The sequence below is a fragment of the Enterococcus sp. DIV0840 genome, assembly GCF_050527835.1.
Taxonomy (GTDB): domain Bacteria; phylum Bacillota; class Bacilli; order Lactobacillales; family Enterococcaceae; genus Enterococcus_L; species Enterococcus_L ureasiticus.
In genome coordinates this window covers 349,374-373,021 of the sequence record NZ_CP172876.1, presented here as the reverse complement: position 1 = coordinate 373,021, position 23,648 = coordinate 349,374, and the positions used below count along the sequence as shown (strand labels likewise).

The 23,648-nt window shown below is 35.9% G+C and carries 29 protein-coding genes and 1 pseudogene; 3 read left to right on the top strand and 27 right to left on the bottom strand.

The genetic code is table 11. The features are described from left to right. Nucleotides 1–86 precede the first annotated feature (86 nt). On the top strand, nucleotides 87–332 hold the full coding sequence (locus tag IGL98_RS01810; protein WP_242590263.1) for a hypothetical protein: 246 nt from the start codon (nucleotides 87–89) through the stop codon (nucleotides 330–332). Nucleotides 333–592: 260 nt separating this feature from the next. Here the strand turns inward: IGL98_RS01810 and IGL98_RS01805 are convergent, their stop codons facing one another. From IGL98_RS01805 to IGL98_RS01725, 17 genes and pseudogenes are all read right to left on the bottom strand, one after another. After that, nucleotides 593–856, bottom strand: coding sequence for a hypothetical protein (locus IGL98_RS01805; RefSeq protein ID WP_206842783.1), 264 nt, complete (start codon nucleotides 854–856; stop codon nucleotides 593–595). Nucleotides 857–1,086: 230 nt separating this feature from the next. Continuing rightward, on the bottom strand, nucleotides 1,087–1,410 hold the full coding sequence (locus IGL98_RS01800; protein WP_206842784.1) for a hypothetical protein: 324 nt from the start codon (nucleotides 1,408–1,410) through the stop codon (nucleotides 1,087–1,089). Between the two features lie 117 nt (nucleotides 1,411–1,527). Further along, complete coding sequence (locus IGL98_RS01795; protein ID WP_206842785.1) at nucleotides 1,528–1,788, bottom strand: Txe/YoeB family addiction module toxin; 261 nt, start codon at nucleotides 1,786–1,788, stop codon at nucleotides 1,528–1,530. Between the two features lies 1 nt (nucleotide 1,789). Next, nucleotides 1,790–2,044, bottom strand: a complete 255-nt coding sequence (locus IGL98_RS01790) for a type II toxin-antitoxin system Phd/YefM family antitoxin (protein WP_206842786.1) — start codon at nucleotides 2,042–2,044, stop codon at nucleotides 1,790–1,792. A gap of 78 nt (nucleotides 2,045–2,122) precedes the next feature. After that, nucleotides 2,123–2,797 (bottom strand): DNA/RNA non-specific endonuclease, encoded by a 675-nt coding sequence (locus tag IGL98_RS01785; protein WP_242590264.1) that lies wholly within the window; start codon nucleotides 2,795–2,797, stop codon nucleotides 2,123–2,125. A 74-nt stretch (nucleotides 2,798–2,871) separates the two neighbouring features. Further along, entirely contained in the window at nucleotides 2,872–4,557 is a 1,686-nt protein-coding gene (locus tag IGL98_RS01780; protein ID WP_206842788.1) for a relaxase/mobilization nuclease domain-containing protein, read from the bottom strand. Beyond that, nucleotides 4,558–4,914 (bottom strand): plasmid mobilization protein, encoded by a 357-nt coding sequence (locus tag IGL98_RS01775; RefSeq protein WP_206842789.1) that lies wholly within the window; start codon nucleotides 4,912–4,914, stop codon nucleotides 4,558–4,560. Nucleotides 4,915–5,144: 230 nt separating this feature from the next. Continuing rightward, the gene (locus IGL98_RS01770; protein WP_206842790.1) at nucleotides 5,145–5,420 is read right to left on the bottom strand and encodes an LtrD; all 276 of its coding nucleotides are present in this window, start codon (nucleotides 5,418–5,420) and stop codon (nucleotides 5,145–5,147) included. 51 nt (nucleotides 5,421–5,471) lie between these two features. Beyond that, nucleotides 5,472–6,479: pseudogene (locus IGL98_RS01765) on the bottom strand (ArdC-like ssDNA-binding domain-containing protein); the annotation flags it as partial. Between the two features lie 71 nt (nucleotides 6,480–6,550). Then, on the bottom strand, nucleotides 6,551–9,709 hold the full coding sequence (locus IGL98_RS01760) for a DUF3991 domain-containing protein (RefSeq protein WP_206912659.1): 3,159 nt from the start codon (nucleotides 9,707–9,709) through the stop codon (nucleotides 6,551–6,553). A 60-nt stretch (nucleotides 9,710–9,769) separates the two neighbouring features. Further along, the gene (locus tag IGL98_RS01755; protein WP_206912675.1) at nucleotides 9,770–11,584 is read right to left on the bottom strand and encodes a VirD4-like conjugal transfer protein, CD1115 family; all 1,815 of its coding nucleotides are present in this window, start codon (nucleotides 11,582–11,584) and stop codon (nucleotides 9,770–9,772) included. Beyond that, nucleotides 11,584–11,736, bottom strand: a complete 153-nt coding sequence (locus tag IGL98_RS01750) for a hypothetical protein (protein ID WP_242590267.1) — start codon at nucleotides 11,734–11,736, stop codon at nucleotides 11,584–11,586. The genes IGL98_RS01755 and IGL98_RS01750 overlap by 1 nt, the downstream gene beginning before the upstream one ends. 35 nt (nucleotides 11,737–11,771) lie before the next feature. Further along, on the bottom strand, nucleotides 11,772–12,056 hold the full coding sequence (locus IGL98_RS01745; protein ID WP_242590268.1) for a hypothetical protein: 285 nt from the start codon (nucleotides 12,054–12,056) through the stop codon (nucleotides 11,772–11,774). Nucleotides 12,057–12,224: 168 nt separating this feature from the next. Beyond that, nucleotides 12,225–12,452 (bottom strand): hypothetical protein, encoded by a 228-nt coding sequence (locus IGL98_RS01740; RefSeq protein WP_339099622.1) that lies wholly within the window; start codon nucleotides 12,450–12,452, stop codon nucleotides 12,225–12,227. A 43-nt stretch (nucleotides 12,453–12,495) separates the two neighbouring features. Beyond that, on the bottom strand, nucleotides 12,496–13,455 hold the full coding sequence (locus IGL98_RS01735) for an IS30 family transposase (RefSeq protein ID WP_206912045.1): 960 nt from the start codon (nucleotides 13,453–13,455) through the stop codon (nucleotides 12,496–12,498). Between the two features lie 163 nt (nucleotides 13,456–13,618). Then, on the bottom strand, nucleotides 13,619–13,783 hold the full coding sequence (locus IGL98_RS01730; protein ID WP_430605055.1) for a hypothetical protein: 165 nt from the start codon (nucleotides 13,781–13,783) through the stop codon (nucleotides 13,619–13,621). Nucleotides 13,784–13,828: 45 nt separating this feature from the next. Continuing rightward, complete coding sequence (locus IGL98_RS01725; RefSeq protein WP_340689557.1) at nucleotides 13,829–13,948, bottom strand: RepB family plasmid replication initiator protein; 120 nt, start codon at nucleotides 13,946–13,948, stop codon at nucleotides 13,829–13,831. Between the two features lie 62 nt (nucleotides 13,949–14,010). Between IGL98_RS01725 and IGL98_RS01720 the strand changes: the two genes are divergently transcribed. Further along, complete coding sequence (locus IGL98_RS01720; protein ID WP_242590272.1) at nucleotides 14,011–14,169, top strand: hypothetical protein; 159 nt, start codon at nucleotides 14,011–14,013, stop codon at nucleotides 14,167–14,169. Between the two features lie 72 nt (nucleotides 14,170–14,241). Here the strand turns inward: IGL98_RS01720 and IGL98_RS01715 are convergent, their stop codons facing one another. Further along, nucleotides 14,242–15,108 carry a hypothetical protein gene (locus IGL98_RS01715; protein ID WP_206847253.1) on the bottom strand — a complete coding sequence of 289 codons (867 nt, stop codon included), beginning with the start codon at nucleotides 15,106–15,108 and terminating at the stop codon, nucleotides 14,242–14,244. A gap of 239 nt (nucleotides 15,109–15,347) precedes the next feature. On the opposite strand from IGL98_RS01715, the gene IGL98_RS01710 reads away from it, so the two are divergent. Then, nucleotides 15,348–16,346: a linear amide C-N hydrolase gene (locus IGL98_RS01710; RefSeq protein ID WP_206847251.1), complete on the top strand. Its 999-nt coding sequence runs from the start codon at nucleotides 15,348–15,350 to the stop codon at nucleotides 16,344–16,346. 69 nt (nucleotides 16,347–16,415) lie between these two features. Here IGL98_RS01710 and IGL98_RS01705 read toward each other — a convergent pair whose 3' ends face one another. From IGL98_RS01705 to IGL98_RS01665, 9 genes are all read right to left on the bottom strand, one after another. Further along, nucleotides 16,416–17,153: a helix-turn-helix domain-containing protein gene (locus IGL98_RS01705; protein ID WP_206912714.1), complete on the bottom strand. Its 738-nt coding sequence runs from the start codon at nucleotides 17,151–17,153 to the stop codon at nucleotides 16,416–16,418. A gap of 242 nt (nucleotides 17,154–17,395) precedes the next feature. Continuing rightward, nucleotides 17,396–18,247, bottom strand: a complete 852-nt coding sequence (locus IGL98_RS01700) for an aldo/keto reductase (protein WP_206847247.1) — start codon at nucleotides 18,245–18,247, stop codon at nucleotides 17,396–17,398. A 76-nt stretch (nucleotides 18,248–18,323) separates the two neighbouring features. After that, complete coding sequence (locus IGL98_RS01695; RefSeq protein ID WP_206847245.1) at nucleotides 18,324–18,743, bottom strand: MerR family transcriptional regulator; 420 nt, start codon at nucleotides 18,741–18,743, stop codon at nucleotides 18,324–18,326. A gap of 13 nt (nucleotides 18,744–18,756) precedes the next feature. Then, a complete protein-coding gene (locus tag IGL98_RS01690; RefSeq protein WP_206912717.1) occupies nucleotides 18,757–19,335 on the bottom strand; it encodes a histidine phosphatase family protein in 579 nt (192 codons plus the stop codon). A 104-nt stretch (nucleotides 19,336–19,439) separates the two neighbouring features. Continuing rightward, entirely contained in the window at nucleotides 19,440–20,006 is a 567-nt protein-coding gene (locus IGL98_RS01685; protein WP_206912718.1) for a YdeI/OmpD-associated family protein, read from the bottom strand. A 158-nt stretch (nucleotides 20,007–20,164) separates the two neighbouring features. After that, nucleotides 20,165–20,902 carry a signal peptidase I gene (gene lepB, locus IGL98_RS01680; RefSeq protein WP_242590273.1) on the bottom strand — a complete coding sequence of 246 codons (738 nt, stop codon included), beginning with the start codon at nucleotides 20,900–20,902 and terminating at the stop codon, nucleotides 20,165–20,167. 19 nt (nucleotides 20,903–20,921) lie between these two features. After that, on the bottom strand, nucleotides 20,922–21,590 hold the full coding sequence (locus IGL98_RS01675; protein ID WP_206912721.1) for a hypothetical protein: 669 nt from the start codon (nucleotides 21,588–21,590) through the stop codon (nucleotides 20,922–20,924). Nucleotides 21,591–21,618: 28 nt separating this feature from the next. Continuing rightward, nucleotides 21,619–22,704, bottom strand: a complete 1,086-nt coding sequence (locus IGL98_RS01670; RefSeq protein ID WP_339099623.1) for a DUF916 and DUF3324 domain-containing protein — start codon at nucleotides 22,702–22,704, stop codon at nucleotides 21,619–21,621. Between the two features lie 97 nt (nucleotides 22,705–22,801). Then, complete coding sequence (locus tag IGL98_RS01665) at nucleotides 22,802–23,638, bottom strand: WxL domain-containing protein (protein WP_206913259.1); 837 nt, start codon at nucleotides 23,636–23,638, stop codon at nucleotides 22,802–22,804. Nucleotides 23,639–23,648: the final 10 nt, after the last annotated feature.

The window sequence follows — 23,648 nt, the reverse complement described above, 5'->3', positions numbered from 1 at the left end:
AATCGTTCTAAATAGTTATCAAAAAACGTTTACAAGACTTTCAGATTAGTATATAATTAGATTTAAATTAGAAAGGTGTTTTTCAAATGAAAAAAACATTAGTTTCAAACTTTATTGCACTATGCTTACTCGTTCCAGTTTTAACTTTCTTTTCTGCAGATACAGCTCAAGCTGAGGAATATTCTGCTGATCAGAATACTCTACAACCAAGTCTTTTACCAGATTATACTGAAACTGGATATTTGGCTACGAGAGCAGCTCCGAGCACGTGGTATTATTCAACCTATCGATCTTTCAGTGGAATTCCACCACACACAATTATGTTTCTGTAGAAAATACAGCAGTTAGAAAAGTTTACAGAGGTTACCTTACTTTACAATCTAATGGATATGCCCCTGGTAATTGGCGCGTTTATGCAGGAACTCTTTATTTAAGTGGTGGTAATTACCCAATCCCTAGTCGTGCGATCGAAGACATATAATAGGAGTTAATAAAATTTTAAATTGCTCCGTATAACCCAAAAACTAGTTTTGGTTATACGGAGCAATTCCTTTTGCTGTGAACTTTAACATTTTTTCTATAACAATCTAGCCTATTTTCTTTTTACTTCTCCGGAGCGTCTTTCTTGTAATTCTTTTTCTTCAGCAATATTTTTTTGTTGCTGTGCAATATCGTATACACGATCAATTGGGTTCTTGTTAATACCGCCTGAACCGGTATTAACCATTGATCCCCAACCCTTTTTAGTAGGATTTTTACCGAGAGCTCGCATTTTATCATTTCTCTCTCTTATCCTTTTGTGCTTAGATCTACGTTTTTCATCAAAATAATCTGAGATTTTATTAAGAACATTCATTCAAACACCTCCATTAAAATTAACTTTTTCTAATTTATTTTAATCATTATATCATAATTTTTCATTTAATACAGCTTACAGTAACTGATTAAAAGTTTTTTACACTTATTATTAACTCAAAGAAAGTGATCATGTAGCAGCTGTTGAAGATAATTTTTGTCTATACCAATAATTTACACAAAAAATCACAATAAGTACTCTTATTGCGATTCAACAATTTATTTATTTTTTTACAAGCAATCTCTTAATTTACTTAGTTCAACTTGATTGGCCTGAATTACTTTTTTACTTGATTTATCATTTTCATTTACAGTAAATAATTGATACTCAGTAACTATTGTTTTTCTGATAAAATCATGAAGATTAGATTCGCTCAGTACAAGCCAATTTCCTTCACTATCTATTCTATGAACCATTGTTCTATTTCTATTAAAATGCTGAGTGTTGGCAAAATCAAAGTCGAATAGATTAATAACGTCACCGCTCGTAAAAGGAATCCATACATATTCTCTAGTTGTTGCTGTTTTCTTAAAAATCTCTTGATAGTTTAGCAATTGCAATCACTCCCTAATTTTTTAATAATTATAACATATATCCTATACAAAGAATTATTAAACACTTATCTTTGTTTATAATACCTCGCCATTAAAGTTAAACTCTTATGCTTTCATTTATTTCGTATAGTGAAATCGACATGATACTATTTCAATATATTCATCTGTATATTTGTAGATCAATCTATGCTCACTGTTTATTCGTCTTGACCAATAGCCACTCCAGTCGAATTTCAAAGGTTCAGGTTTCCCCAACCCTTTATATGGTGTCTCTATTATATTCTCCAACAAGGTTTTGATTTTTTTGACCTTAGCAGCATCATTCTTTTTCCAATAATTCAAATCGTTCAAGGCATCATCAGACCATCTTAATTCCATCTTAAATATCCTCTAAAGAAAGAGTAGTGTAATGTCCATCTTCCAACTGTTCCATAGATTCATTTATATGTTCTCTATTCGCTTCATTAGACATTAAGTACATATTTTCCATGAGGTTATCGTAATCAGACTTTGCCATCACAACAACGTTCTTGTCGTCTTTTGAGGTAACGATCAAGGAATCAGAGTTATCGTTCACTTGTTCCATATAGTCTTTAAGGTTTTTTCGAAAATTGCTATAAGTTGTTGCTTCCATAATTAATCATTCCTCTCTCTCATAACAGTACAATAAGTTGTACATAAAAGCAAGAGAGAAATATACAGAAAAAGAAATTTAAACTTTTGTTGCCTTACCTGTTTTATAATCAATAGAGTAGCCATCCTGGACGTTAAAAACATAGACATTATAAGCAAAATCATCCGCTTCAACACTTGCTGCTTCTAACTGAACACCTCTAGCGACAAGCTCATCATCGATAAAATGCGGCGTTACTCTGTACCGAACATGATTTCCTGATAAACGGATATAGTCCATAATCTGATTTTCATAATTCAACATGTGCGGCGTATTAAACTGCCTTGTGCCTGTCATAAGATTTTTCATATTGTCGTTTTCTCCGGTAAGCTGAAAGCCAATCAGGTGGCATCTATTGTAGAGCCATTGACCGTCTGAAAGTATCTTTTGTCTCCAGCCTGTAGGCTTAACAGTTAACGGCTCCCTTGCTTCAGTTGGAAATAATTCTTTTCCTATCAGTGCATTTGCAATCCCTACACGATTAAACTGATCCAAATCTGAAAAAGATTGCCACACACCTTTTGACAAATCTAAATCAGAGTCAGTAAATGTTGGCCGATTACCATTAAGGACAACTTCTTGATTCATACCGTCATACTCTACAGGGAAATTTCTTGAATAAGAACTTTCTTGTTGAGAAACTTCTGTTGAATCCAATGAACTGTTGCTTATGCGTTCGATAGAATCTACCTGTCTACCACAACCACTCAACATAAAAAAGAAAGCTGCTAGTATGGACAGCTTCCTGATTGTAAATTGATTTTTCATTTTCTTTCCTCACATTCTCATTAGATTTTCGGTTTCAGATTTTTTTCTTGTTCTTCCTTTTGAGATTGAATTGCTTGAATTTCATGGAGCTTGTCTATCTCATTTCGAGTATTTTCTAGCTTACTCTCCAGTAGTGATTGGCTTAATGTTATGGATTCTATTTCCCCTTGAACATCTTCAAAAGTGAATTCCGAAAGTGTCGCATCCGTTAACACTTCATGAAGTTGCTTTTGTATTTCTTCCGTATCTCCTTGCAGCTCTTTTTCAAGTAACAGCTTGCATAAATTGTTTAACTCGATAATTTTCTCATCCAAATGATCTAATGTTTCTTCGGCTTCAAAGAATGCCTCTTTTAATTTCTGTTCAAGGGTTTCAAGTTGTCTTGATCCCTCAACATCATGCTCTGCTAAAAAATTAATCGCATCGACGAGCTGATCGATTGTCCGCATCACAGGTTCTTTCTTTAATGGCGTTGTGCCGTTATATAAACGTAATTGTCTGATCAAAGAAGTGCCAGTCAGATATTTACTTTCACTCGACGACTTATCATTCATAAAATAAAAATAGTCATTGCGTTTTACATAAATATTAAAATCTCCATTCTCTAATGGATCGACTTTGTATCCACCTATAAACAATTTCCCATGATTCCCAAATCCATAATCAACATTTAAATAGTATCCTCGTTCCGTTTTATGAGAGATCTGCCAAGGCTCTATTGTTAATTGATAATCAAAATCGTTCTCGTCTTTAGTCACGATTTCTTCATAACGAGCAATCACATCCTCAACGCTAAATGTCATTTTGTTTTCTTTCAATCGTTCACCGATTGCTTCATAGTTATATTGATCAGGATTATTTTTCGATAGGCTTCGGCCTCTCGTGTTCCTTAATTGCGGTTCATCCAATAATTTATAAGTTGCCCATTTTTTTGAGAAATCAACTGAGAGATCTAATGCATTTGCTTTCTGGATAAAATCGTCAATCGACGAACTATGCGCAACTAAAAAATCGATTCTTGATTTTATTTTCTGTTTAAATAATGATTCTGTTTGCCACTTTGTATATTTTGTATGAGTTTGTCTTGGTGATTTTTCTATAATTTTTGCGCCTTCTTTTGCTGCAATCTTATCGGATATTTGTTCATAAACTCGTTTGGTTCCTTTCTGCCATCGAAAGGCTTTTCCTGTTTTTAAATTCGTTGAGTTGAACAGAATATGATTATGAATATGTTCCTTGTCCACATGAGTCGCAATCACAAATTCATATTCACCACCCGTTAATTCCATGACAGTGTTATACCCTACCTCATGTATTTTTTCAGGAGACAAGTTATCGTCTGGTGAAAACGATTGGATCAAGTGGTGAGCCAGTACCGCATTTTTTCGTTCCAATTCTGTTAGTGACGGTGGGACAAGTTTGTTTGCTTTTAGATCAAGTGTATAGCCTTTTTTTTGTTGAAAAGCCGTTCTCAATTTTGTGAATTTGAATTCTTCATAAGCATTTGTTGGATCGATAATGCCATGCCCTGAGACCAATTGTTTCATATTTGTTTTCTCATCGTTTGCGATATATTGAAATAAATGAGCGAGGTGATCTTGAGTGTCTTCATTCGTGACAATTGTTTTTTCTGCATTTTCAATGTAGCCACATGCCTTATTCAATTTATCAAATGTATGGATCACAAAATGTTTTGTGTACACCATTTAGGCTCGCTCCTTTAGTTTGATTAACGTTGCGAGGTTGGTCTGAACGGTCTCCGTTAAATCTGCTAATTCATTTTTTAATTGTTGAATATCGGTACTCGAAATTTCGTTGAACTGATTGGCCAGTCGGGTCACTTGATTAATATTAATTCCTATTCTATGAACCTCTGTCGTCAATTGTTGCAGCTCTGAATAATCGATATGACGAACCTCTCCTTGAATTAACATGTGTAACGCAAAGTTTTGAAAGTTAGGAAAGAAACTCTCGTCAATTTTCTTCTTTATTAATCTATTTTCTTCCTTTGAGAACCGAATTTTCCGTTGTATCGGTCGTCGCAACTTATTTTTATTTTCCACCGTTCATACACCTTCCTTAAATAGTTTGTTTGAGTTGCCTTAGTTGACATCGCCCAAATACCAGGGATAGACTTTCTTCTTGCAAGCGGAGCAACATGGTACCATGTTGCGATATTTTAAGAGCCACCTACCTAAAAAGCAGGTAGGTGGCTCTTAAATTTTTGGGGTCTCCCCCAATCCCCGTTTCTATCTTTGACTTTTATTGACCTATTTTTAGTCTATTTGAATGATTATGAACTATAAGGCTGCAACAATTCATCCACAAAAGTTGTGTATTTCTCTTTCCCACGTAACTTACGAAGAGTTTTTGCGGCTTCTTTGTATGGTTCTAAATCAATATCTGTTTCAATTTCTTCTAAATCATGGATCAGTGTGTCCAACTCTTTCAATACTGTTCCTTGCCGTTTCTCTTTCTTCTTTGAGTGAATACGTGGGACTTCACTTGTCGGATCATCCAAGAAAAATTGTACAATAATAAACTTGCTTTCATCGGTTAGATTGTCCATTTGTTGGCGCTCCTTTCGTTAATTCTTTTGGCTTCGTCCCGAACCGTTGACTCACAGAGTCTTCGTGGGACGCTGTACTTTTGGGTCAGCTACCTCATATTCTTTCACAGGGGTTCGTGGTTCAGGAAGCTCTTGTCCTCTTGCTCGTGCAAGACGTTCTTCAAATTTATTTGTGGGTGCATCCAGTGTATATACTCTGTTCAATAATTTATCTGCACGTTCAATCAATCCTTTTGCCTGTGTTGTAATGGTTTCTAATGAAGTGGTCAATTCTTCTAATTTATTTCCCTGATCTGTCCAGGAAGACAGATAACCAAATGAGTAATCACTTGTATCTAATCCAAGGTGATTCGATACAATATAGGCGACAGATTCCGCTTCAAATTCTTGACGGCGATATGTCTGGTCACCAAAGAATGCTTGCGAATCAGTATGAAGCGTTGCATGGGTCAGTTCATGAAGTAACACTTTTAGGGTCATGATCTCCCCTAATCCTTGACGGACAACGATTTCTTTTTTTGTAGGATCATAGTAGCCGTTGGCTTCAATTGGAATAGGTTGAATAGAAACAGGCACTGGTGACAGTTCCACCAATGCCTTGTACGTTTGCATAAATGTTTTTGAGTCGTCCATATCCTCTGATAGATTGTAAACAGGTTTAGGAATTTCTTTCCCCTCTGTTTGACTAACATCAAAAACAGGGGTTAAGAAGTACCGTGTTTCTTTGACAATCTCCCCATTTTCATCGGTTACTTTATTACCTTCTTTATCTACTTTATCTTTAAAGTAAGGCGCATAAACATAAATTGCCTTACTTCCTTTTTTGACATTCCGTTCCTTCTTTTTCCAAGCTTGAAAACCTGCAATGTAGCTTGCCGTTGGTTTCTGAGCCAAAATCAATCGGACATTTTTTTGAGAATACTTATGAAACTTAGAAACAAAATCTAAATAGTTTTGAAAGGTATCACTGTCTAAATAGTCCTTGATTCCCTCTTCCAAGTGTTCAGACAATGCTTTGTAATCTTTCTTCTTTATAATTTCTGAAAGAGAGAGTTTAGGTGATTTGTTCTCTTGCACAAATGATTTTTCTAACATGAAGAATCTCCCTTCTAGTGTTGTGTTCTCTTGCATTATCTTCTTAATGAATGTGCTTGTTCTACCGATTGTTCTTGTTTTTGATACTGTTCAGCGACCACTTTGTTCTTTACTTCAGCTTGTATTTTTCGTTCTTCAAATTTATTTTTTGTACTACTTACTTCTTTGGATTTGGTATAATTTTTATCCATTGTACTGATAATTTCGGTCGCATTTTTTGCACTGTCTGTCAGTGACTTCGTAAAATCTTCAACGGTATATCCTTGCTCTTTCAATTTAGAAAGAGAAGAAAATGTAAAGGAACTTGTATCTAATCCAATATGATTGGCCACCATGTAGGTGGTTGCTTCTTGTTCAAAGGTATTCAGTGAAGCAGCATTTTTTAGAATCTCATTTTCCATATTGTGTAGTGGAATCACTTCATTGAGAAGGGTCTGAATGGTTGCTTCTTTTCCTAATCCTTCATTGATAATGACGGTATGATTTGCTGCATCATAGTGACCGTTTAGATTTCCTAGTGGTTGAAACGTAATAGTGGCATCTGATAAGTTTGTCACACTTTGATAGACTGCCATAAACTGATCTTTGTTTGACAAGTCATAAGTGATTGGTGCTTTTAATTGACCAGCTGTTGTTTGGCTGACATCATAAACAGGCTTCAATTGAAACTCAACTGTTGTTTCTGGTTGATTATTTTCTCTATATTTAACCCGTCCTTCTTCATCTTGAATTGGCACAAATTTAGGTTGGTAAATTTGGATTGGTTTTGCATCTTCTCGTAGTTCATAGCCTAACTTCTCCCATTTTTTCTCGCTAGCTATTTGTGTAGCACCTGGATCTTGTTCCATGATCAATTGAACATTTTTAGGGGAGTAATTATGGAATTTACTAGCCGAATCAAGATACGATTTTACATTGTTCGGATCATAATATTCAGCCATATTAGACTTTAATTGTGTATTGATTGCGGCCGTGTTTTGAGTAGAGAGTGCAGTATTTAGTGATTCATTTTTAACTTTTTTATGTTCAACGACTTGCTTCGCTGCTACAGCGGAAGTAGCAACGAATGGATTTAACGTAGGCTCTTTTACTTCAGTTTGTTCAGTTTCTTTAAGCGTTCCTTTTTCAATAGCAGTGAGTTGTTCATTCACAGTGGTTAGCTGTTGATCTACTTGCTTGAATGTATCGAGTGAACCTTCTTGACGTAAAAATTCTGGTTGTTGAACGAGTTGTGTTCGTTCTTGTTCCAAGCGCTCTTTTTCCTTCACAAGAGCTGACAGCTCATTCAAGGTTTCACCTTTCACTTCTTTCGTTGCGGCTTCATTCATTTTAGGTGTAGTCGTTTCAATACGGCTTTCTACTGCCGCAATAGCTTTTTGATTTTCTTCTAGTTCTTTCTGAAGCAAATCGATTTTCGCTAATGGATTCACTTGTATTTCTTGTTGGATCTGCGACAAGAGCGCTTCATTTGTTTCATTGAGGGTAATGTACTCTTGAACGTCTTTGATTAATGCAGAATCCTGATTTAATAACACTTCTTCCTTTTTATCTTCTGAAATTGTCGTTACTTCTTCAGAAATAATCGCTTCTTTTTTCTCTCCAGTTTCCAAAGCAAAACGTCGATCAATGGACTCCACAAAGGTTCTGATTTTATTGTTAAGTGCTAGTATTGGCTTGTTAAAAGCGTTCTTTACATAGATTCGTAACTGATTGGCTTTTTCTTTCACATTCGATACAGTCACCTGTTTTGTTTCTGCTAAAGCTTCAGCTAATGACCGTTTCACCTCTGAATTAGCCGACTCTACTGTCTGGATTAATCCTTCTTTTAGCTGTGTGGCTTCTTCTTTTGTTGGTTCTTTTAATAAGTCATGAGAGGTCTGAAAGTGTTCGATTAATTGTTCTACTTTTGCAAAATGTTCGTCCATGATCTTTTTTACGTCTTCTTCTGTGAGGTAATGTGTTGGGTCATTGGTGCTCTCCATCGTGTTTACCGTTTCTTCTAGAGCTTCTTTTAGCTCTGCTAGATAATCATTTGTGACAGTAAACGTCTTTGGTTGAGGCACGTTTTTTTCTTGCTTTACATTTTGCTCTTCTAAAGTTGGCTCTACTGATTGTGCTTGTCTTTTTTCCATATTTTTTTGCTCCCCTTTAGTGATAAGTGGTTTGTTTTTTTGATCCTTCACATGATCATTCCAATCCGACTTCTTTTTCCCTGGTAATAGTGGTGGCAACTCCTTTTTCATTACACCAAATCCTCGTCCAAAGCCTTTAACAAACCGTTTCCCTGCTTGATCATTATCTACAGCGAAAACAAATTTGATTTTATCCGTATTTAATGTTGACTGTTGCAGCTTCGTTAATACATTGATTTTTTCTTCTTCAGAAACAGCGGAGCCTAAAAAATTAGCAATATACTTTGAAACGGTCTCTTTCCGTAAGCCATTCATACAAAGCAGTACCGCATCCCCTATCGTTTCTTTGTTTAGTTCGTAATAACTCATGAGATCTATTGGCGCTTCAAATACAATGATCGTCAGTGGATTTTCTTTTGTAGCGGTGGCTTCTGTTGGGGGATTACCAATTCGAACGGTTAACCCATAATAGCCATCACCCCAAGTTCTTTTTAAATAGCCTCTGTCACCATGTAATTCATGATTTTCCCACATTCCTTGTAAAGCAATTCCCTTTACCTTTCCATCGAAGTCAAAGTGCTTGAATACAACGACAGGTTCCGTTTTTCCCGATTCCTTATCCTTATAGGTAGCTTGTGCTATTAGACCTTTTTCGACAAAAAAATCAACTGTTTCTCTGGAAAGTTTGCGTTCTTTAACTAAATAATCAATTGTCGCATCCATTTTGCTATGTTCTTTTAAGTGATAATGAAATGGTCGCCTTTTTGCTTGTTTGACTTCGTCGAATGTCCCAATTTCAATATTATTCAAGTAATTGACTGCTTCTTTATAGCTACAGTCCTTTACGATTTGAACTAGTTGAATAGCGCCGCCACCTCTTTGGCGAGAATTCCAATAAAAAAGATTCTTTCGAGTGTTAAAAACAAAACTATCGTGTTCAGACCAGGTATAATTACGACCATTCCGAACTAAATCCATCCCTAAGCTTTGAGCAACTTCTACGATATTTTTTTCTTCAGCTGCTTCTAATGCTTTTTTACGTTCTTCATGCGTTTGTGCCACATTCATTCCCCCTCTCTAAGCAAAAAAGAGCGATCACATTTGACCGTCCCATTTTTTATTTTATGCAGCATCGTCCATAATCGTTCCGTGATCCACGATATCTTCTTTTCTGACTTTATCCAGCAATTCTTCTTCCTCGTTACGATAACGTTTGTATGTGTACCAGTTTTCGTCTCCAGGATCATTGGCAAGTTCTGAAGCTTTCTCATGATCGCTTACTGTGTACTTTTTGTCTTTAAAAACATATTGCCCAGAGATATAAAGTAGCGCATCTGATCCTTTTAATCGACCAATTTCATCAGGCGTTAACAAGTCACGGCCAATGGTATCACGGTTTTCAGAGCCCCCTCCTTGTCTTCCCTTAGAAATACTATGTTTTCTAATAGAAATTGTTTGCTTACCTGCTCGTTTAGAAAGATATTCTGTAGTCTCTTTTTCATCTCCTCCTAAAAAGAGAAAACTATCACAGCTATTGACCAACGTTGCCCAACCATATTTGTACATTGTTTTTAGTTGATCCAATGCTTGTAAAATGATAACAATTGACATTTCTCTACTTCTAAACGTTGCTAATGCCTTGTCTATATTTGGAATACGTCCAATATTCGCAAATTCATCAATAATAAATCGAACATGCAACAATCGTTTCAATCCCTTTAAAATACGTACACCCGTCAATACTTCATCTGCTTTATTTCTTAAGACTTCCATTGCAGTGGCCAAGAAAATAGCAGATAAGAAGTTATATGTGTCAGACGTTTCAGGAATGGCGATAAATACTACCGTTTTTTCTTCATTCCATGACTCAATATCCATTGTGTCCGTACGAACCATATCAACCACTTGCTCATGATCAAAGATTGAGTAACGACCAGCTGCTATAGCTAAAACACTCATACGTGTTTCTGATTTGTACAGATCATTAAATAAAGACCATTGTTTATAAGCATAATTATTTGGGTGTCGTTCATTTTGTTCCTCAAACCATTCTTCAACGGGACTTGGTACTTTTGGATCTTTGCGTTCAGTAAAACGAAGCATATCTGCGATCATTCCTAAGTGTGGAAGATAGTCATTATCTTTCCCGTCAAACCACAAATAAGCAATAAATGCTCTGATCAATAATGCTTCCGCTTGTCTCCAAAAATCATCTCCACCTTGTTGATCGTTTTTCTTTGTTCCTTCCGTAATTGCTTCTAATACACGATCAATATCTAATTCTGTGTGTATATATTGAAAAACATTGAAACTATCACTATTGGCAAGTGTTGCCAAATCAAATATTCTGATTTTATAACCGTTCCTATTGAACATTCCACCTGTCTCATGAACAAGCAATTTTTTAGGATCTGTAACAATATACGAGGCGTTCATTTGCATCAAATTTGGCTTTACAAAAGTGAAAGTTTTTCCTGTTCCAGGACCACCTATGACTACTCCATTTTTATTTTTCTGATATTCATAAGCAAGCCTCCGATTGAAAAGCCCCATTCTAGCACTTCTTGTATAGATCAAGTTATTTTGAGGAAGTTCGTCTGCAAATTTTTTGATTTCTTCTTTAGTCGCAAATCTAGCAGAACCGTGTTCTTCGCCATTTCGATAAATTCCACGATCATTGTCGTAAACATACATCAGTAAACCACTGAAGAATCCAAGAAATCCAGTGCCAAAGGCTAAAAAGCTAGGTGTAATAAAGAATGAAAAAAAAGAACTCTCTACGTATGGTAGGAGTTCTCTTGTAAATAAATAGTTTAGTTTGGACGAATAATCATATCCTGGTAACAAGTAAAAAAAGTTTCCTACTGAAAAGCCTAGTACAAATAGGACACAAGCAAGGATTAAATAAGGTTTTAGTTCCTTTTTGTATGTCTGCACTATAGACCACGACCTTTCGATTTTTGATTGGTTGGCTGAATAGAACCTTTATAAGCCGTTTGAGATTTAGCATAAGCGATTTTTTCTTCAAATGTCATGGTTCCTGGTTTCTTCAAGATCTTTTTTGGGTCTTTCTTAATATCTGTTATCACACGCTCTAAGGCTTTTTTTGCTAACTCTTTATCTCTTAATTGGTGCCTTCAGGTGTCTCCCTGAAGGCAAAGGGAAGGCCCTGTTCTCCCAGGTATTCTTTCAATTTGGTTAAATTGACTTTTTCATTTAAAAAAGCCGAAGTTAAAGGATCACTTCGGCTCATAAGCTTATACAAATTTGTTTCGCCATTCATAGGGAAACGACTATCTTTTATTTTTACTAGTCCATCCATTGATAAGTGAGACAATGCTTGAAGTGTCTTATCCAAGGTGTTAGTCCCCATAATATAATATCGATGGACAATTTCTCTTTGTTCCATTCTACACCTCTATTCTTTTAGGAAACAAACAAGTAACTTATCCATCACGTTGAGATTATTTAGGATCGTAGATCAACATGCGACAGTTTCATTGGAGAATGTATGCTTTTTAATAGCTTTACCACAAAAAAAAGCCACTACGAAAAATAGCGACTCCTAATTATCTTATTATTTGTTTGTTAAAAAAAAGATTGCCAGAAGAGCTTTGAAAAAACCTTTTACAAACCTTCCTACCCAACGCCAAGTAAACATTATAACAAACAGAAAAAAACATACTGACAACACCTCTTGTGTTAGTACATTATGCTGAACTGTTTGTGGATCTATCGCGAATACCAAACAGAAACTAGCCACAGCAAATCCAATAACTTTAAAAAGCCATTTCCAAGCTCGCATTTTTTATTCTCCTCTAATGCTAATTTTTTATAAATTTGATTTGTCAAATTAAGCTAGACAATTGTCTTTCATTTATGTAACTCAAAAATACTTCTAATGGTGTTCGATAATTTAAAGATTTCCTTGGTATGTGATTTCTTTTAGAGGCGACAGCCGCAACAAAAGCTTGGTCAACTTGATTAAAATCCATTGTTTTAGGCAGCCCATCTTTACGTAATAACCCATTCGAATGCTCATTTAATCCGCGTTGTGAGGGGGTTCCAGGGTCTGCAAAATAGATAGAAATATCATTGACATTACTCATGTTTTTCCAATTTGAAAATTCTTTTCCACAATCAAAGGTCACGGATTTGAACAAATTTCTGGGAATCTTTTGTAGCCAATCAGTTGTCGCTTTTTCAATATCCAATGCTTTCCGACCATTTGGTTTTAATGTAATAATCACTTTTGAAAGGCGTTCAACTAGAGTGATGATGGCACTTTTATGATAAACGCCAACAATTGTGTCCCCTTCTAAATGCCCAAATTCCTGTTGGAAATCAGGGTAGTCAGTGGATCGTTCTGAAATATTGCGTTTAAATGCTTGCTTTCCGCGACGTTCTTTATGCCCGTTGGGCTTTCGTTTCCCTTTCATTGGTAGTTTTGAGCAATCAAATTGATTTGCTTTAAACTGACGATAAAGTGTTCTAACAGAGCATGAAATAGGAAACTCAGCTCGACCAATAATCACATCAGGTGTCCACCCTTGAGCCACCATAGTTTGAAGGTAATCATGCTGTTCTGTAGGCAAACTAATGGGTTGTCGACCACAACGCGTTTTATTTTCTTTATATTGTTGGTAATAGTCACAGATAGATTTTCCTTGTTTTAGGAAGTTGTAAACATTGTAGATTGTCTGTCTAGAACGATTTAAAGTCTTAGAAACCATCGTAACAGGTTGGCTCATATTGAAATAAGCTTCTATCATCACGAGTTCATTTGATGTAAGATGAGTATAGGTCATTTGTCTTCACTCCTTATAATTCTTTGGTCGGAACTATTTTGAGTGTAGCACAAATGACTTATTTAGTTGTCTAGCTTAATTTTACTATCGGCGCTTTTATAAAAAGCAACTTTTTTGATGTTAAACAATAAATGAATCTGTGTCAAAACATATACACTTTAGATTAAATTATGATGATTTCAATTCTTGACGGCTGATTTTGCATAAAAACCGACAAATGATCAAAATATACACTTACTTCTTCAAGTGCTGGCTTTAAGATCTTTTGGTCAATTTGCCCTACTTGATAATTTCTGGGAATTCCTAATAAAAAAGTGAATGTTTCGATTGGTATTTCCCAGTATCCCTTTTTCTCAAACTGTTTTAATATACGTTAAAGATTTTTCGAATATTTCTTTTTCAGAGAAACAAATTCTTCTAAAGAAAAACAAGTAGCATTCGTATTGACCTGATTCAAGAGACATGTAAATTTTGGATTAAACTGTGCTTCGATTGCTTTTTCTTTTTCAAGAAAGGATATTTTTGTTGGTTACTTTCCGTTAGATAATCCCCCCTTTGATCACTGATGAAAAAAAGGAAGAGAAACGTGAAGATTTATCTGGTGGTTTTGAATTGACCAAAGAAATGAGAATCACTGCTAGAGATGTGACAGATGTGATTTTCAAAGAAGATGCGCGCAGAGAAAATTTTGATGTTCCCATCAAAAAAGCTTAGCTTCTATAACTCACATAATAAAAACGAGTAAAAACTTGGAAATAAACTGTTTTTACTCGTTTGTTATACTGATTATGTTTTACTTTTATCCTCTGACAAAAGCTCGATCAGCTGTTGTTGCTGTTCAATCACTTCTACCAATCTTTCATTCAATTCGATCTGTCGACTTCTTTTCGTCCGCTGTAATTTCGCTTCTATCCACTGACTATTTTTAATGATACGAATGCCTTCAATTAAATGCCCTACCAGAATAATTCCAACTGAGCTAATACTTAACCCAACCAGCCAGTTTTTCAAAACAAGCAACTGTTCCCAAGTTTGTTGTACCAGATTTGGAATTCCTGCGATATTTTTGGTTGTTTGGATCAATTCTCTCAGTTGTTCGAATAATGATGCTATGCTGGGAATCAACTGCTCTAGCTTAAAAGTGCTTTGAAGGAAAATATCAGAAAGCTTTTCTTGAAATGTGTTTAGTTCATTTAAGCTCAGACTATTGATTCTTTGATCGATAATCGAATACGTTTGATACGTTTCAATCGCCATTTTTGTTAAAATCGTCAAAAGGCTGATTATTAAAAATACATACCCAATAACAAGTAATTTTTCGCTCAAATGCCAACGATCGTTCTTTCTCAACCGCCATAAAAAATACCCGATCAGCACTAATCCTATCACTATAATCACACTTTGAATAATAGCTAATAGCGCTAACTGATTGATCATCTGCCGAACATTATCGACAAGGCTTGCTTGCCAATCTTTAGATGAAAAAAAAGTTAATACGTTATTAAATGTGATCCTGAAATTTTTTCGAACGATCCTTTCAATAAATCCTTGTTGATTAACTACTAAAAATAACAATACTGCAAGATAGATCAAACTACTAAAATGAACCATCGCTCGCAAACGAACACTTTTCACTGATTGCTGTTCCCCCATCGTAACTCCTCCTCTTTTCGCTAACGGATAAACTATAAACTCATCATAGCATTAAACATTAAAACTCTGTATTAATAAACTTATTTAGAATTTTTCTTATAAAAACTCCTATAGTATTTATTTGATTATAATTTTAAACTACGTTAAACTTTTATAAAGTTCACTTTAGCTTATATTATTCTATAATCTTATTTTTTAGATATACTATTTATTTCATATAAAAGAGGGAGCGATAATCGATGTGCACAAGTGTGACGATGACAACGAAAGATCAACATGTTTTATTAGCTAGAACAATGGATTTTGCGGTTGTTTTAGATGCTGAACCAACGTTTATTCCAAGAAAAAAATTTGTATTCGCTAATGATGAAAATTATGATCGTAAAAACGAATATGCCTTTGTGGGAATGGCGCGTCAAGTAGATAAGGAACACTTTGTTTTCGCTGATGGTTTGAACGAAAAAGGACTTTCCTGTGCTGCTCTTTATTTTTCAGGCTATGCTGATTATAACAGTCAAGACGGCGATAAAAAATACTCCTTAGCACCGCACGATGTTGTCCCATTTCTACTCTCTAACTGTTCAACTCTTACAGAAGTAACTCGAATAATGGAAAATGCTCAAGTTGAAAACACAGCCTTGGATTTCTTAGGAATCGTCTTGCCTCTTCATTGGGTCGTGACCGATAAAACAGGAAAAAGTATTGTCATTGAATACACAGAACAAACATTACACATTCACGAAAATACGATCGGTGTCATGACAAATAGCCCGGATTATAAGTGGCACACTACAAATCTCAGAAATTACATTGGCCTTCAACCTGAACAAAAAACTGAAGTACATTTAAAAGATATGGTCATGAAACCTTTTGGTGAAGGCGCTGGTGCTTTTGGTCTTCCTGGTGACTTTACTCCGCCATCAAGGTTTGTCAGAGCTACTTTCTTAAAAGCTTGCTTACAAGATGTTCAAACAGAATTAGATGGCGTGACTTCAATGTTTCATGTCCTTGCTAATGTTGATATTCCTAAAGGTGACGTAAAAACAACGCAAGCCTATGATTATACACAATACACTTCTGTTATGGTGAATAGCTCACTGAATTACTATTATAAAACATACAATAATCAACGGATCCGCTGTATTCAATTAGACAATGAAGATTTCGATGCGACTTCTGGAAAAATCTGGTCTAATGGTGATTCAGAAGATATTTTGTATCGGAATAGCAAAAAATAAGATGTTAAAATAGCAAAGCGATCCACAACCTTTTTTTAGTAAAGGTTGTGGATCGCTTTTAGTTATTAATTAATCAACGATTTCTTTTCTTTTATTTACCGTCTCTTTCAGCAATTCTACATATTCTTTTTGGTATTTTTTCAAGTAAACTTTTAACGATTGTTCTTTTTCATCTGACCAACTCGGATCGCTTTTTATTAAGTTTCCAGTCTCAGCTACTTCAACTGTTGCATCATATTTCACTTTTGGATCATTCGCTTTTGAAATCACTACATAGCGTTTGTTATTCTCTTTGACTTCAACCACTAACTTGTCTTTTCGAGCGATTACCCATGGATTGTGTTCTTTTAAGGGGATAGGATTGAATTCTGTTTCTATAATATAGGTTGTATACAAAACACCATCCTCTTCTAAAGCATAGCTCCCTGAGTACCGATAGTCATCTTGCTCCCATGAATGCACAGCAAGATTCTTTAAATAATGCTTTTCATCCATTCTCAGTTTTGTATTAAATCCTACATAGATCAAGGTTAATACGCCAATAACTAATAATATCCGCTTATAATACTTGTTCCATCTCATTTTTTTCGATAAATCTTTTGTCATTTCCGTGTCCTCCCGTAATAAGTTATCAAGAGAGATACCGAACAGGTCGCTGATTGCTACAATCGTTTCTAGATCCGGATAATTTCTACCGACTTCCCAACTGGAAACCGTAGAACGAGAAACATTTAATAAGTCACTTAATTGTTCTTGAGTCAGTTCTTTTTTTAAGCGTTGTTCTTTGATTTTGTCGCCAATGTTCATGGTATCACCTCTTTCTTTTTTATTATCTTGATAACATATGGTAAATGGTAGCCACTTTTCGTATCATTTCTAGATTTTTATCTGATACAATTCGTATCATGTTGATTTATCAAGGGTTTCAGGAAACAGCACTTAAACATTATAGCAAAATTTTAGTTGCGTATTCTCTTTTGAAACTAAAAAAATACGGTCAAAAACTTGTAGACTCTACGAAGTTTTTGACCGTATTTATCTGTCTTCAATTAAACATTCATTTTTCTGCTAGCCATCCATTTGATCATTGCTGGATCTGCGTGAGAGAAAAATTGGCTTTCACCTTCATTCAACGTTGCAATTGCTGCTTTGTCTTCATCCGATAACTCGAAATCAAAAACAGCTAAATTTTCAGCCATGCGTTCAGGTTTAACTGACTTAGCAAGAACAACGACCTCTTGTTCGATCAGCCAACGGACAATGATTTGAGCAACTGATTTGTGGTATTTATTGCCAATCTCAGTTAAAATTTCATTTGTGAAAATGCCATTTTTCCCTTCAGCAAAGGGCGCCCAAGCTTCTGGTATGATTCCTTCAGCTTTCAAGGCTTCGATATTTTTTGTTTGTTGATTAAACGGATTGATCTCGATTTGATTAACTTGGGGAACAACTTTATTAAACTCAGCTAAATCAACTGCTCGATCCACAGCAAAGTTTGACACACCGATTGCACGTATTTTTCCAGCTGCTTGTAGTTCTTCCATTGCACGCCAAGCACCATAAACATCATTGTAAGGTTGATGCAATAGAAGTAAATCCACATATTCAAGACCTAAACGATCCAGCGAGCGTTGAAAAGAGGTTTTGACGCCTTCATACGAAACATTTTCGACCCAAATTTTAGTGGTAATAAACAATTCTTCACGGGAAACGCCCGAAGCTGCAATCCCACGACCAACTGCTTCTTCGTTCATATAAGATTGGGCTGTATCGATATGACGGTATCCTGCTTTGATTGCATCTACAACAGCTTGTTCTGCTTCTTTTGGATCAGTGATTTGATAAGTCCCAAAACCTAAAATTGGGATTTCTACTCCATTATTCAATGTGACGGTTTGCATATTTATTTCCTCCTTCTTATTTCATGACAAGAATACGATAAACGATGAAGTCCACTTCATAGCAAGCAATTTGTTCTTACTTTTTGACGTTTACCTTCCAAAGTTCTTCCACATTATCTGAGGTTACTTCTCCTGATTTAAACTTGGCGATATGCTCGTCATAGGTATCGATTTTGTACTGGAGTAAATCTCGTGTTTTAGTCATTTTTTCTAACTTATCAGTGATTTCTTGTAGTTGATCATGCAGAATTTGTTTTTGGGCATCCTCAACATTTCCGCCAAGTTGAGAAAGGGTAGCAAATTCAATCAGTGATTCGATCGACACTCCAGCCTGACGTAAACTTTTTGCCAAATAGATCCAATTAAGATCTCTCGTAGTATATACACGGTAGCCATTTTTATCCCGTTTGATTGGTGGAATGACACCCACTCTTTCATAGTAACGAACCGTATCTGTCGTTAGGTCAAACATTTCAGCTGCTTCTTTACTGTTCACTTGTTTCACTCCCTTATTCTAAACTTGAAAAATCATGATTGATGATTTCTATTAATGTAAATGTATCATGCCCAAATTCAAATTTCAAAATGCAACAGTTTCCTAATCGCTCTTTTTGATCAACTTCACTGGTATGGGCCCAGTTTCGCATAAACTGACGACAGGCTGCACCGTGAGATACAGCTAAAACTGTTTCACCCGCTTCTTTCATGATGTCCATCAAGGTTTCAGATACTCTTTCTCTAAATTGAAATTCTTCTTCTCCGCCATATCCCGCGAAAAAATCTCCATATGGTAATGGTGGATTCAGTGACTCACTTTCTGATTCAAAGCGTCCAAAATTCCATTCTTTTAACCCTTTGAGTCTTTTATAGGGCATATCTGTTACTTGCTCTAAAGTATCACTAGCACGTTCAGAAGTAGACGCGTATGCGCTATCAAAAGTAATAGCATCATTCTTAAAATAATTCCCAGCAATTTGGGCTTGTTTGATTCCTTTTTCTGTTAGTGGTGAATCGCACCAGCCTTGGATTTTTTTCTGTTGGTTGAATAGTGTTTCGCCATGTCTCATTAGATATAAGGTCTTGGTCATTGTCTTGTCCCCATTTCTATTCATTGTATTTATCATAAACTATGAAGTGGACTCCAAGGCAAGAAAAAAAGCTGAACTTTTATTGTTCAGCCCAACTTTTTTTCTTATTCAAGCAAGCGCCCATCATCATGCCACGCACCATACATCTTTTTCGCTTTCGTATTCTCAATCAATTTATCTAAACGTTTCTCAAATAGTTCCGGTTGATGTTTATAATTTTGGATCGTATCGATGCGGATACGTCGATAGAGCTCTGGGAATGACAGGAAAATCTCATAGATTTCCACATCTTCTTTTAGTCGTTCTGCGATCATCTCATCGATTTGAAAAGAAGCTTCTGTCATATCAGGTAGCACTTTTCTGCCTTGATCAGTCATTAAGCCTAATTTTTCAAGACGGCGGACACGTTCTTTGTTTAATTCTGTCCAAGGACTTTTTTTCGCTCTTGGTGACAGGCGTTGAGCAGTTTGTGTTTCAGATATTTTCTTTTTGATGCCATCGATCCAGCCGAAACAAAGGGCTTCTTCTACTGCATCTAGGTATTGAATTTTATTGGGTTCGGTTTTGATGCTGACGATGATCCAGCAATATTTTTCGGTTGTGCTATGAGCTTTTAGCCAGGTTCTTAGTTCTTGTCTAGTGGTTATGGGTAGTAGGTTATTTATTTCCATGTACTAACTCCTTTTTTGTTGATAAAAGTATTATACATTAGTTGAGGAAAATAGAGAGATTCTTACTTAATAAAAACACAATAACTTGAAACAAAAAAATAAGACAAAGCATTCCAGCTCGTCTTATCACTAGTCTTAATACAAATCATTCTGATACTCTAAAAACTCTGCAACAGATGCAGTGGCAATAATCTCATTTCTATCACACCTATAATGTCTTTTTCATCTACCAATCCATATTGCCGACTATCCACCGAGTAAGGGCGATTATCACCTAAAACTAAATATTTTCCCACCGGAATTTCTGATGCTCCAGTTAAAGTGAAGATTGAAAAATCATCTGTATAAAGTCGACCATTTTCTTGGGAGGTTTGTTGCTCGTCAAAGATAAATTTTTCTTCTCTGTCTTCTCCGTCAATTTGTAGTTGATCATTTTTATAAGCTATTTTTTGTCCAGGCAGCCCAATGATCCGCCGAACTTCTTTTTCTTTGGTTCCCGGTATCTGCACATACACTAACTCGAAGGTTTTGAGTTTCCCCAGCTTGTTCACATAGACACGGTCTCCTTCTCTTAACGTAGGAACCATTGAATAGCCTTCGACTTTCGGTAGCGAAAATAGAAATATAGAAAGAATAAAAACAAGAAAACCTGCAATCACTACTGCTCCTAAAAGTTCCAACAATAATACTTTGCGTTTTTGTTTTTTTCTTCTTTTCCTCGCTTCGATCATCGCTTTTTTCGACTTGCCAGATCGCTTTACTTTTTGTTTTGGCCAAATTGGCTTTGCGGATAATTCTTTTTTTTTTTTTTGCGGCTTCTTTTTCTTGCGGACTGGCTTCTTTACTTGCTCAGAATGACTTTTTTTCTTTTGGACTGTACGTTTTCGTGATTCCATACTAAATCACCTCAATTATTTACTTTTCCTTACCTAAAGCAGCTTCATTGACATTGTACAGCTTAAATACTTTTTGTTCGTACTCTTTTACCTTTTTAACGTCTTCTTGGTATTCTTTTGCCAGATCTGGATTGTTATAAATCTGAGTATAATTTCTCATCACATTTGTGCCTAGCTCTTTCATTGCATTGTAATAGCGATTTAAGGTTAATTGCCCCTCTTGTGTATTGACGGCACTCGCTTTTTTCGTTCCATAGCTTGCAATACTATTGCCTAGATAGCGTAAATTAGTTTCGGTCTTTTCCTTACTGTCTGTGGCACTTGCCGCTTTCGTCAATTCATTATCAAAATCACTGATCAAATAATAGCCTTTTGCAATCGAATCAGAATCATCTGTAGTTAAGTTCATCGCTTGGTAATAAGAAGAATAAAACGCCCCAGCACCTAATAATAGTCCTGCAAACAACGAAAGGATAGCCGCTGTCCGCTGACTTTTCCTTTGCTTGATCAACTTCTTTTTGACAATACGAAGTTTTTTCTTCTTTTTCTTTGTTTTCGGTTTTCTTTTACTTAAACTTTTTACCTTTGCCCCAGTTCTGATGGTCAACAATAGGAAAAGGATGAAAAATAGGCTGGCAAGGACTGCCAACACTAATCCTATAATAAAAAACCAATCTAAGGTTGTCATGATCCTTCCCTCCCATTATTTCCCAGCATTATTTACTTGTACCTTGATCTTTTTTATTTCTACGACGTTCTGCTTTTTTAGCGGCTTCTCTTTTTTTGCGAATCGTCCGGATAATAAAGAAAATAACCAAAATAATAACGAATAACCCAACAGCGGCACCGATGATCAACGGCCAATTCGTGCCTTTTTCTTGCACTAAACCAACATCTTCACGGTTAAATTTATCGGCTTCTTCTGCGGTGATTTCAAATTCTTCCGTCCATTCCCATTTTTTACTGTCGGCCGTTGCCAATATATGGGCACGGTATTTACCTGGAACCATTTTCTCCCCTTGCATACTGACTGGGAACGTCATATTAGAATTTGGTGCCATCCGCATAGAAGATTTCTTTGTTTCATATAATACTTCATCGCTTTTATCAGACATGATTTGTGCTTCCATTGATAAATTGTCTAAGAAGTTTGCTTTCGTATTGGATACATCTACATAAACTACATTTCGTGCATTTGATTGGCCTGCATTGACTTTATTCAAGTTCAGTTCGGGTTCTACTTTAGCCTCTGTTTCTTGTAAAACCATTGCGATGACGTAGGCGTATTTGTTAATAACGTTGGCGCCGTTTTGTGTTTTTTGATCCTCATCATCGGCTTTTTTTAATTGAATACCGCCGACGATCACGCCATCATAAGAGGCTTTTGGCATGGTAATTTCTATGTCTAATGTTTTTTCAGAGTTTGGTGGCAACACCACTTTTTCTGGGGCTTTAACAAGATCAACAAAATCATATTTTAGGGAGGCATCTTTTTTTAGATTGATTGGGCCATATTCTAAGACACCGTTCATGTTCGTTTTAGCGCCATTTAGGCTTGTTTCAACGGTAATTTCTTTGTCTCTTGGATTTTTTAGTAACACTTGTACTGTTTGTTTTTGACCGGGTGTCATTTTTAAATCAAAATAGCCGGCCTCTTTTTGTTGGTTTTCAGGAAATTTTATTTCATAAACAAATCCTGTTGCACCGCCTGCTTCTTGCGCGATGCTAGTCGTTGGCCATGTACTAAGTGTAATGATTGAGATGAGAATCGTTGTTACTATGTATGTTAGTTTATTTTTCATAAAATTTCCTTCTTCCATTCTATACTCTAAACAAGATCACTGATTCCAATAAAGGAACCAGTATCTTGAGTATTGACTATTTTTTTTTTATTATCTTTTATTTTGTTGGAGTTTCTGGAACTTCTGGCGCTGCTGGTGCTGGAGTATACTCGATTGACCAAGTAATGTCTGCAACATATTTTCCTTTAACGATGTTTTGTCCAGCTGGAACTGTTAATTCAACGGAATCGCCTGCTAAACCAGTAGAAGCTTCTGCAAGAGTATTTTTAGCATCTGCAGTTGATGTTCCAAATTCAGCGTAGAAAGTACCTAAACCGCGGGCACCTGTTGATTCAGCCGTATTATTATCAAGAACAACTTGACTTACTCCGTCTTGAGATAAAACAAAGTCTGCTGGACGAGTTTTTGGCCAGTTTGCTCCTCCCATCTCTGAATTAAGGAAACCATTAGAATAAGCAATTGTTGCGTTTTCTAATTTATTTGAACCATTGGTAAATTGTTTTGTCATTGCTGCTTTGATTTGGTAAGTGTGGTCATTTCCTGCACGTTTGTCTGTCCATTGTACATAGTTACCACGTGTTACAGTTGTTCCATCTGTCAAAGTTAACGTAACAGGATTTGCTTTAGCTGTTGTTGGTTTTGATGATACACCAATTTTTTGGTTAGGGAAGATCACGTTAGAAACAACATCGATCGTGATTGGTCCACCATCAGGGTTAACAGTGATATCTGGATTTTCATCTGGATCTACTTTAGTTCCATCTGGATCTTCTGGATCACCAGGTTCGTTTTTGCCGTTATCTTCTTCGTATGTTACTTCACCTTTACCAGTTAACGATTTTGCTTCTGTTTCGGCATTTGCCGCCATTGGTGCTAAAGCTCCTGTTGTGATTGCTGCTACTACTGCTACTGAACATAATGTTTTGAATTTCATGTGTGTTTCC

Excerpts from the sequence above, each read along its gene's own strand:
- lepB (WP_242590273.1), bottom strand. The coding sequence starts at position 20,902 with ATGGAATCACGAAAACGTACAGTCCAAAAGAAAAAAAGTCATTCTGAG.
- IGL98_RS01715 (WP_206847253.1), bottom strand. The coding sequence starts at position 15,108 with ATGGGGGAACAGCAATCAGTGAAAAGTGTTCGTTTGCGAGCGATGGTT.
- IGL98_RS01785 (WP_242590264.1), bottom strand. The coding sequence starts at position 2,797 with ATGTTGAGTGGTTGTGGTAGACAGGTAGATTCTATCGAACGCATAAGC.
- IGL98_RS01780 (WP_206842788.1), bottom strand. The coding sequence starts at position 4,557 with ATGGTGTACACAAAACATTTTGTGATCCATACATTTGATAAATTGAAT.
- IGL98_RS01685 (WP_206912718.1), bottom strand. The coding sequence starts at position 20,006 with ATGGAAATAAATAACCTACTACCCATAACCACTAGACAAGAACTAAGA.
- IGL98_RS01670 (WP_339099623.1), bottom strand. The coding sequence starts at position 22,704 with ATGAAAAATAAACTAACATACATAGTAACAACGATTCTCATCTCAATC.
- IGL98_RS01705 (WP_206912714.1), bottom strand. The coding sequence starts at position 17,153 with ATGAACATTGGCGACAAAATCAAAGAACAACGCTTAAAAAAAGAACTG.
- IGL98_RS01735 (WP_206912045.1), bottom strand. The coding sequence starts at position 13,455 with ATGACCTATACTCATCTTACATCAAATGAACTCGTGATGATAGAAGCT.
- IGL98_RS01690 (WP_206912717.1), bottom strand. The coding sequence starts at position 19,335 with ATGACCAAGACCTTATATCTAATGAGACATGGCGAAACACTATTCAAC.
- IGL98_RS01675 (WP_206912721.1), bottom strand. The coding sequence starts at position 21,590 with ATGACAACCTTAGATTGGTTTTTTATTATAGGATTAGTGTTGGCAGTC.
- IGL98_RS01805 (WP_206842783.1), bottom strand. The coding sequence starts at position 856 with ATGAATGTTCTTAATAAAATCTCAGATTATTTTGATGAAAAACGTAGA.
- IGL98_RS01665 (WP_206913259.1), bottom strand. The coding sequence starts at position 23,638 with ATGAAATTCAAAACATTATGTTCAGTAGCAGTAGTAGCAGCAATCACA.
- IGL98_RS01790 (WP_206842786.1), bottom strand. The coding sequence starts at position 2,044 with ATGGAAGCAACAACTTATAGCAATTTTCGAAAAAACCTTAAAGACTAT.
- IGL98_RS01745 (WP_242590268.1), bottom strand. The coding sequence starts at position 12,056 with ATGGAACAAAGAGAAATTGTCCATCGATATTATATTATGGGGACTAAC.
- IGL98_RS01740 (WP_339099622.1), bottom strand. The coding sequence starts at position 12,452 with ATGCGAGCTTGGAAATGGCTTTTTAAAGTTATTGGATTTGCTGTGGCT.
- IGL98_RS01700 (WP_206847247.1), bottom strand. The coding sequence starts at position 18,247 with ATGCAAACCGTCACATTGAATAATGGAGTAGAAATCCCAATTTTAGGT.
- IGL98_RS01795 (WP_206842785.1), bottom strand. The coding sequence starts at position 1,788 with ATGGAATTAAGATGGTCTGATGATGCCTTGAACGATTTGAATTATTGG.
- IGL98_RS01770 (WP_206842790.1), bottom strand. The coding sequence starts at position 5,420 with ATGGACAATCTAACCGATGAAAGCAAGTTTATTATTGTACAATTTTTC.
- IGL98_RS01710 (WP_206847251.1), top strand. The coding sequence starts at position 15,348 with ATGTGCACAAGTGTGACGATGACAACGAAAGATCAACATGTTTTATTA.
- IGL98_RS01810 (WP_242590263.1), top strand. The coding sequence starts at position 87 with ATGAAAAAAACATTAGTTTCAAACTTTATTGCACTATGCTTACTCGTT.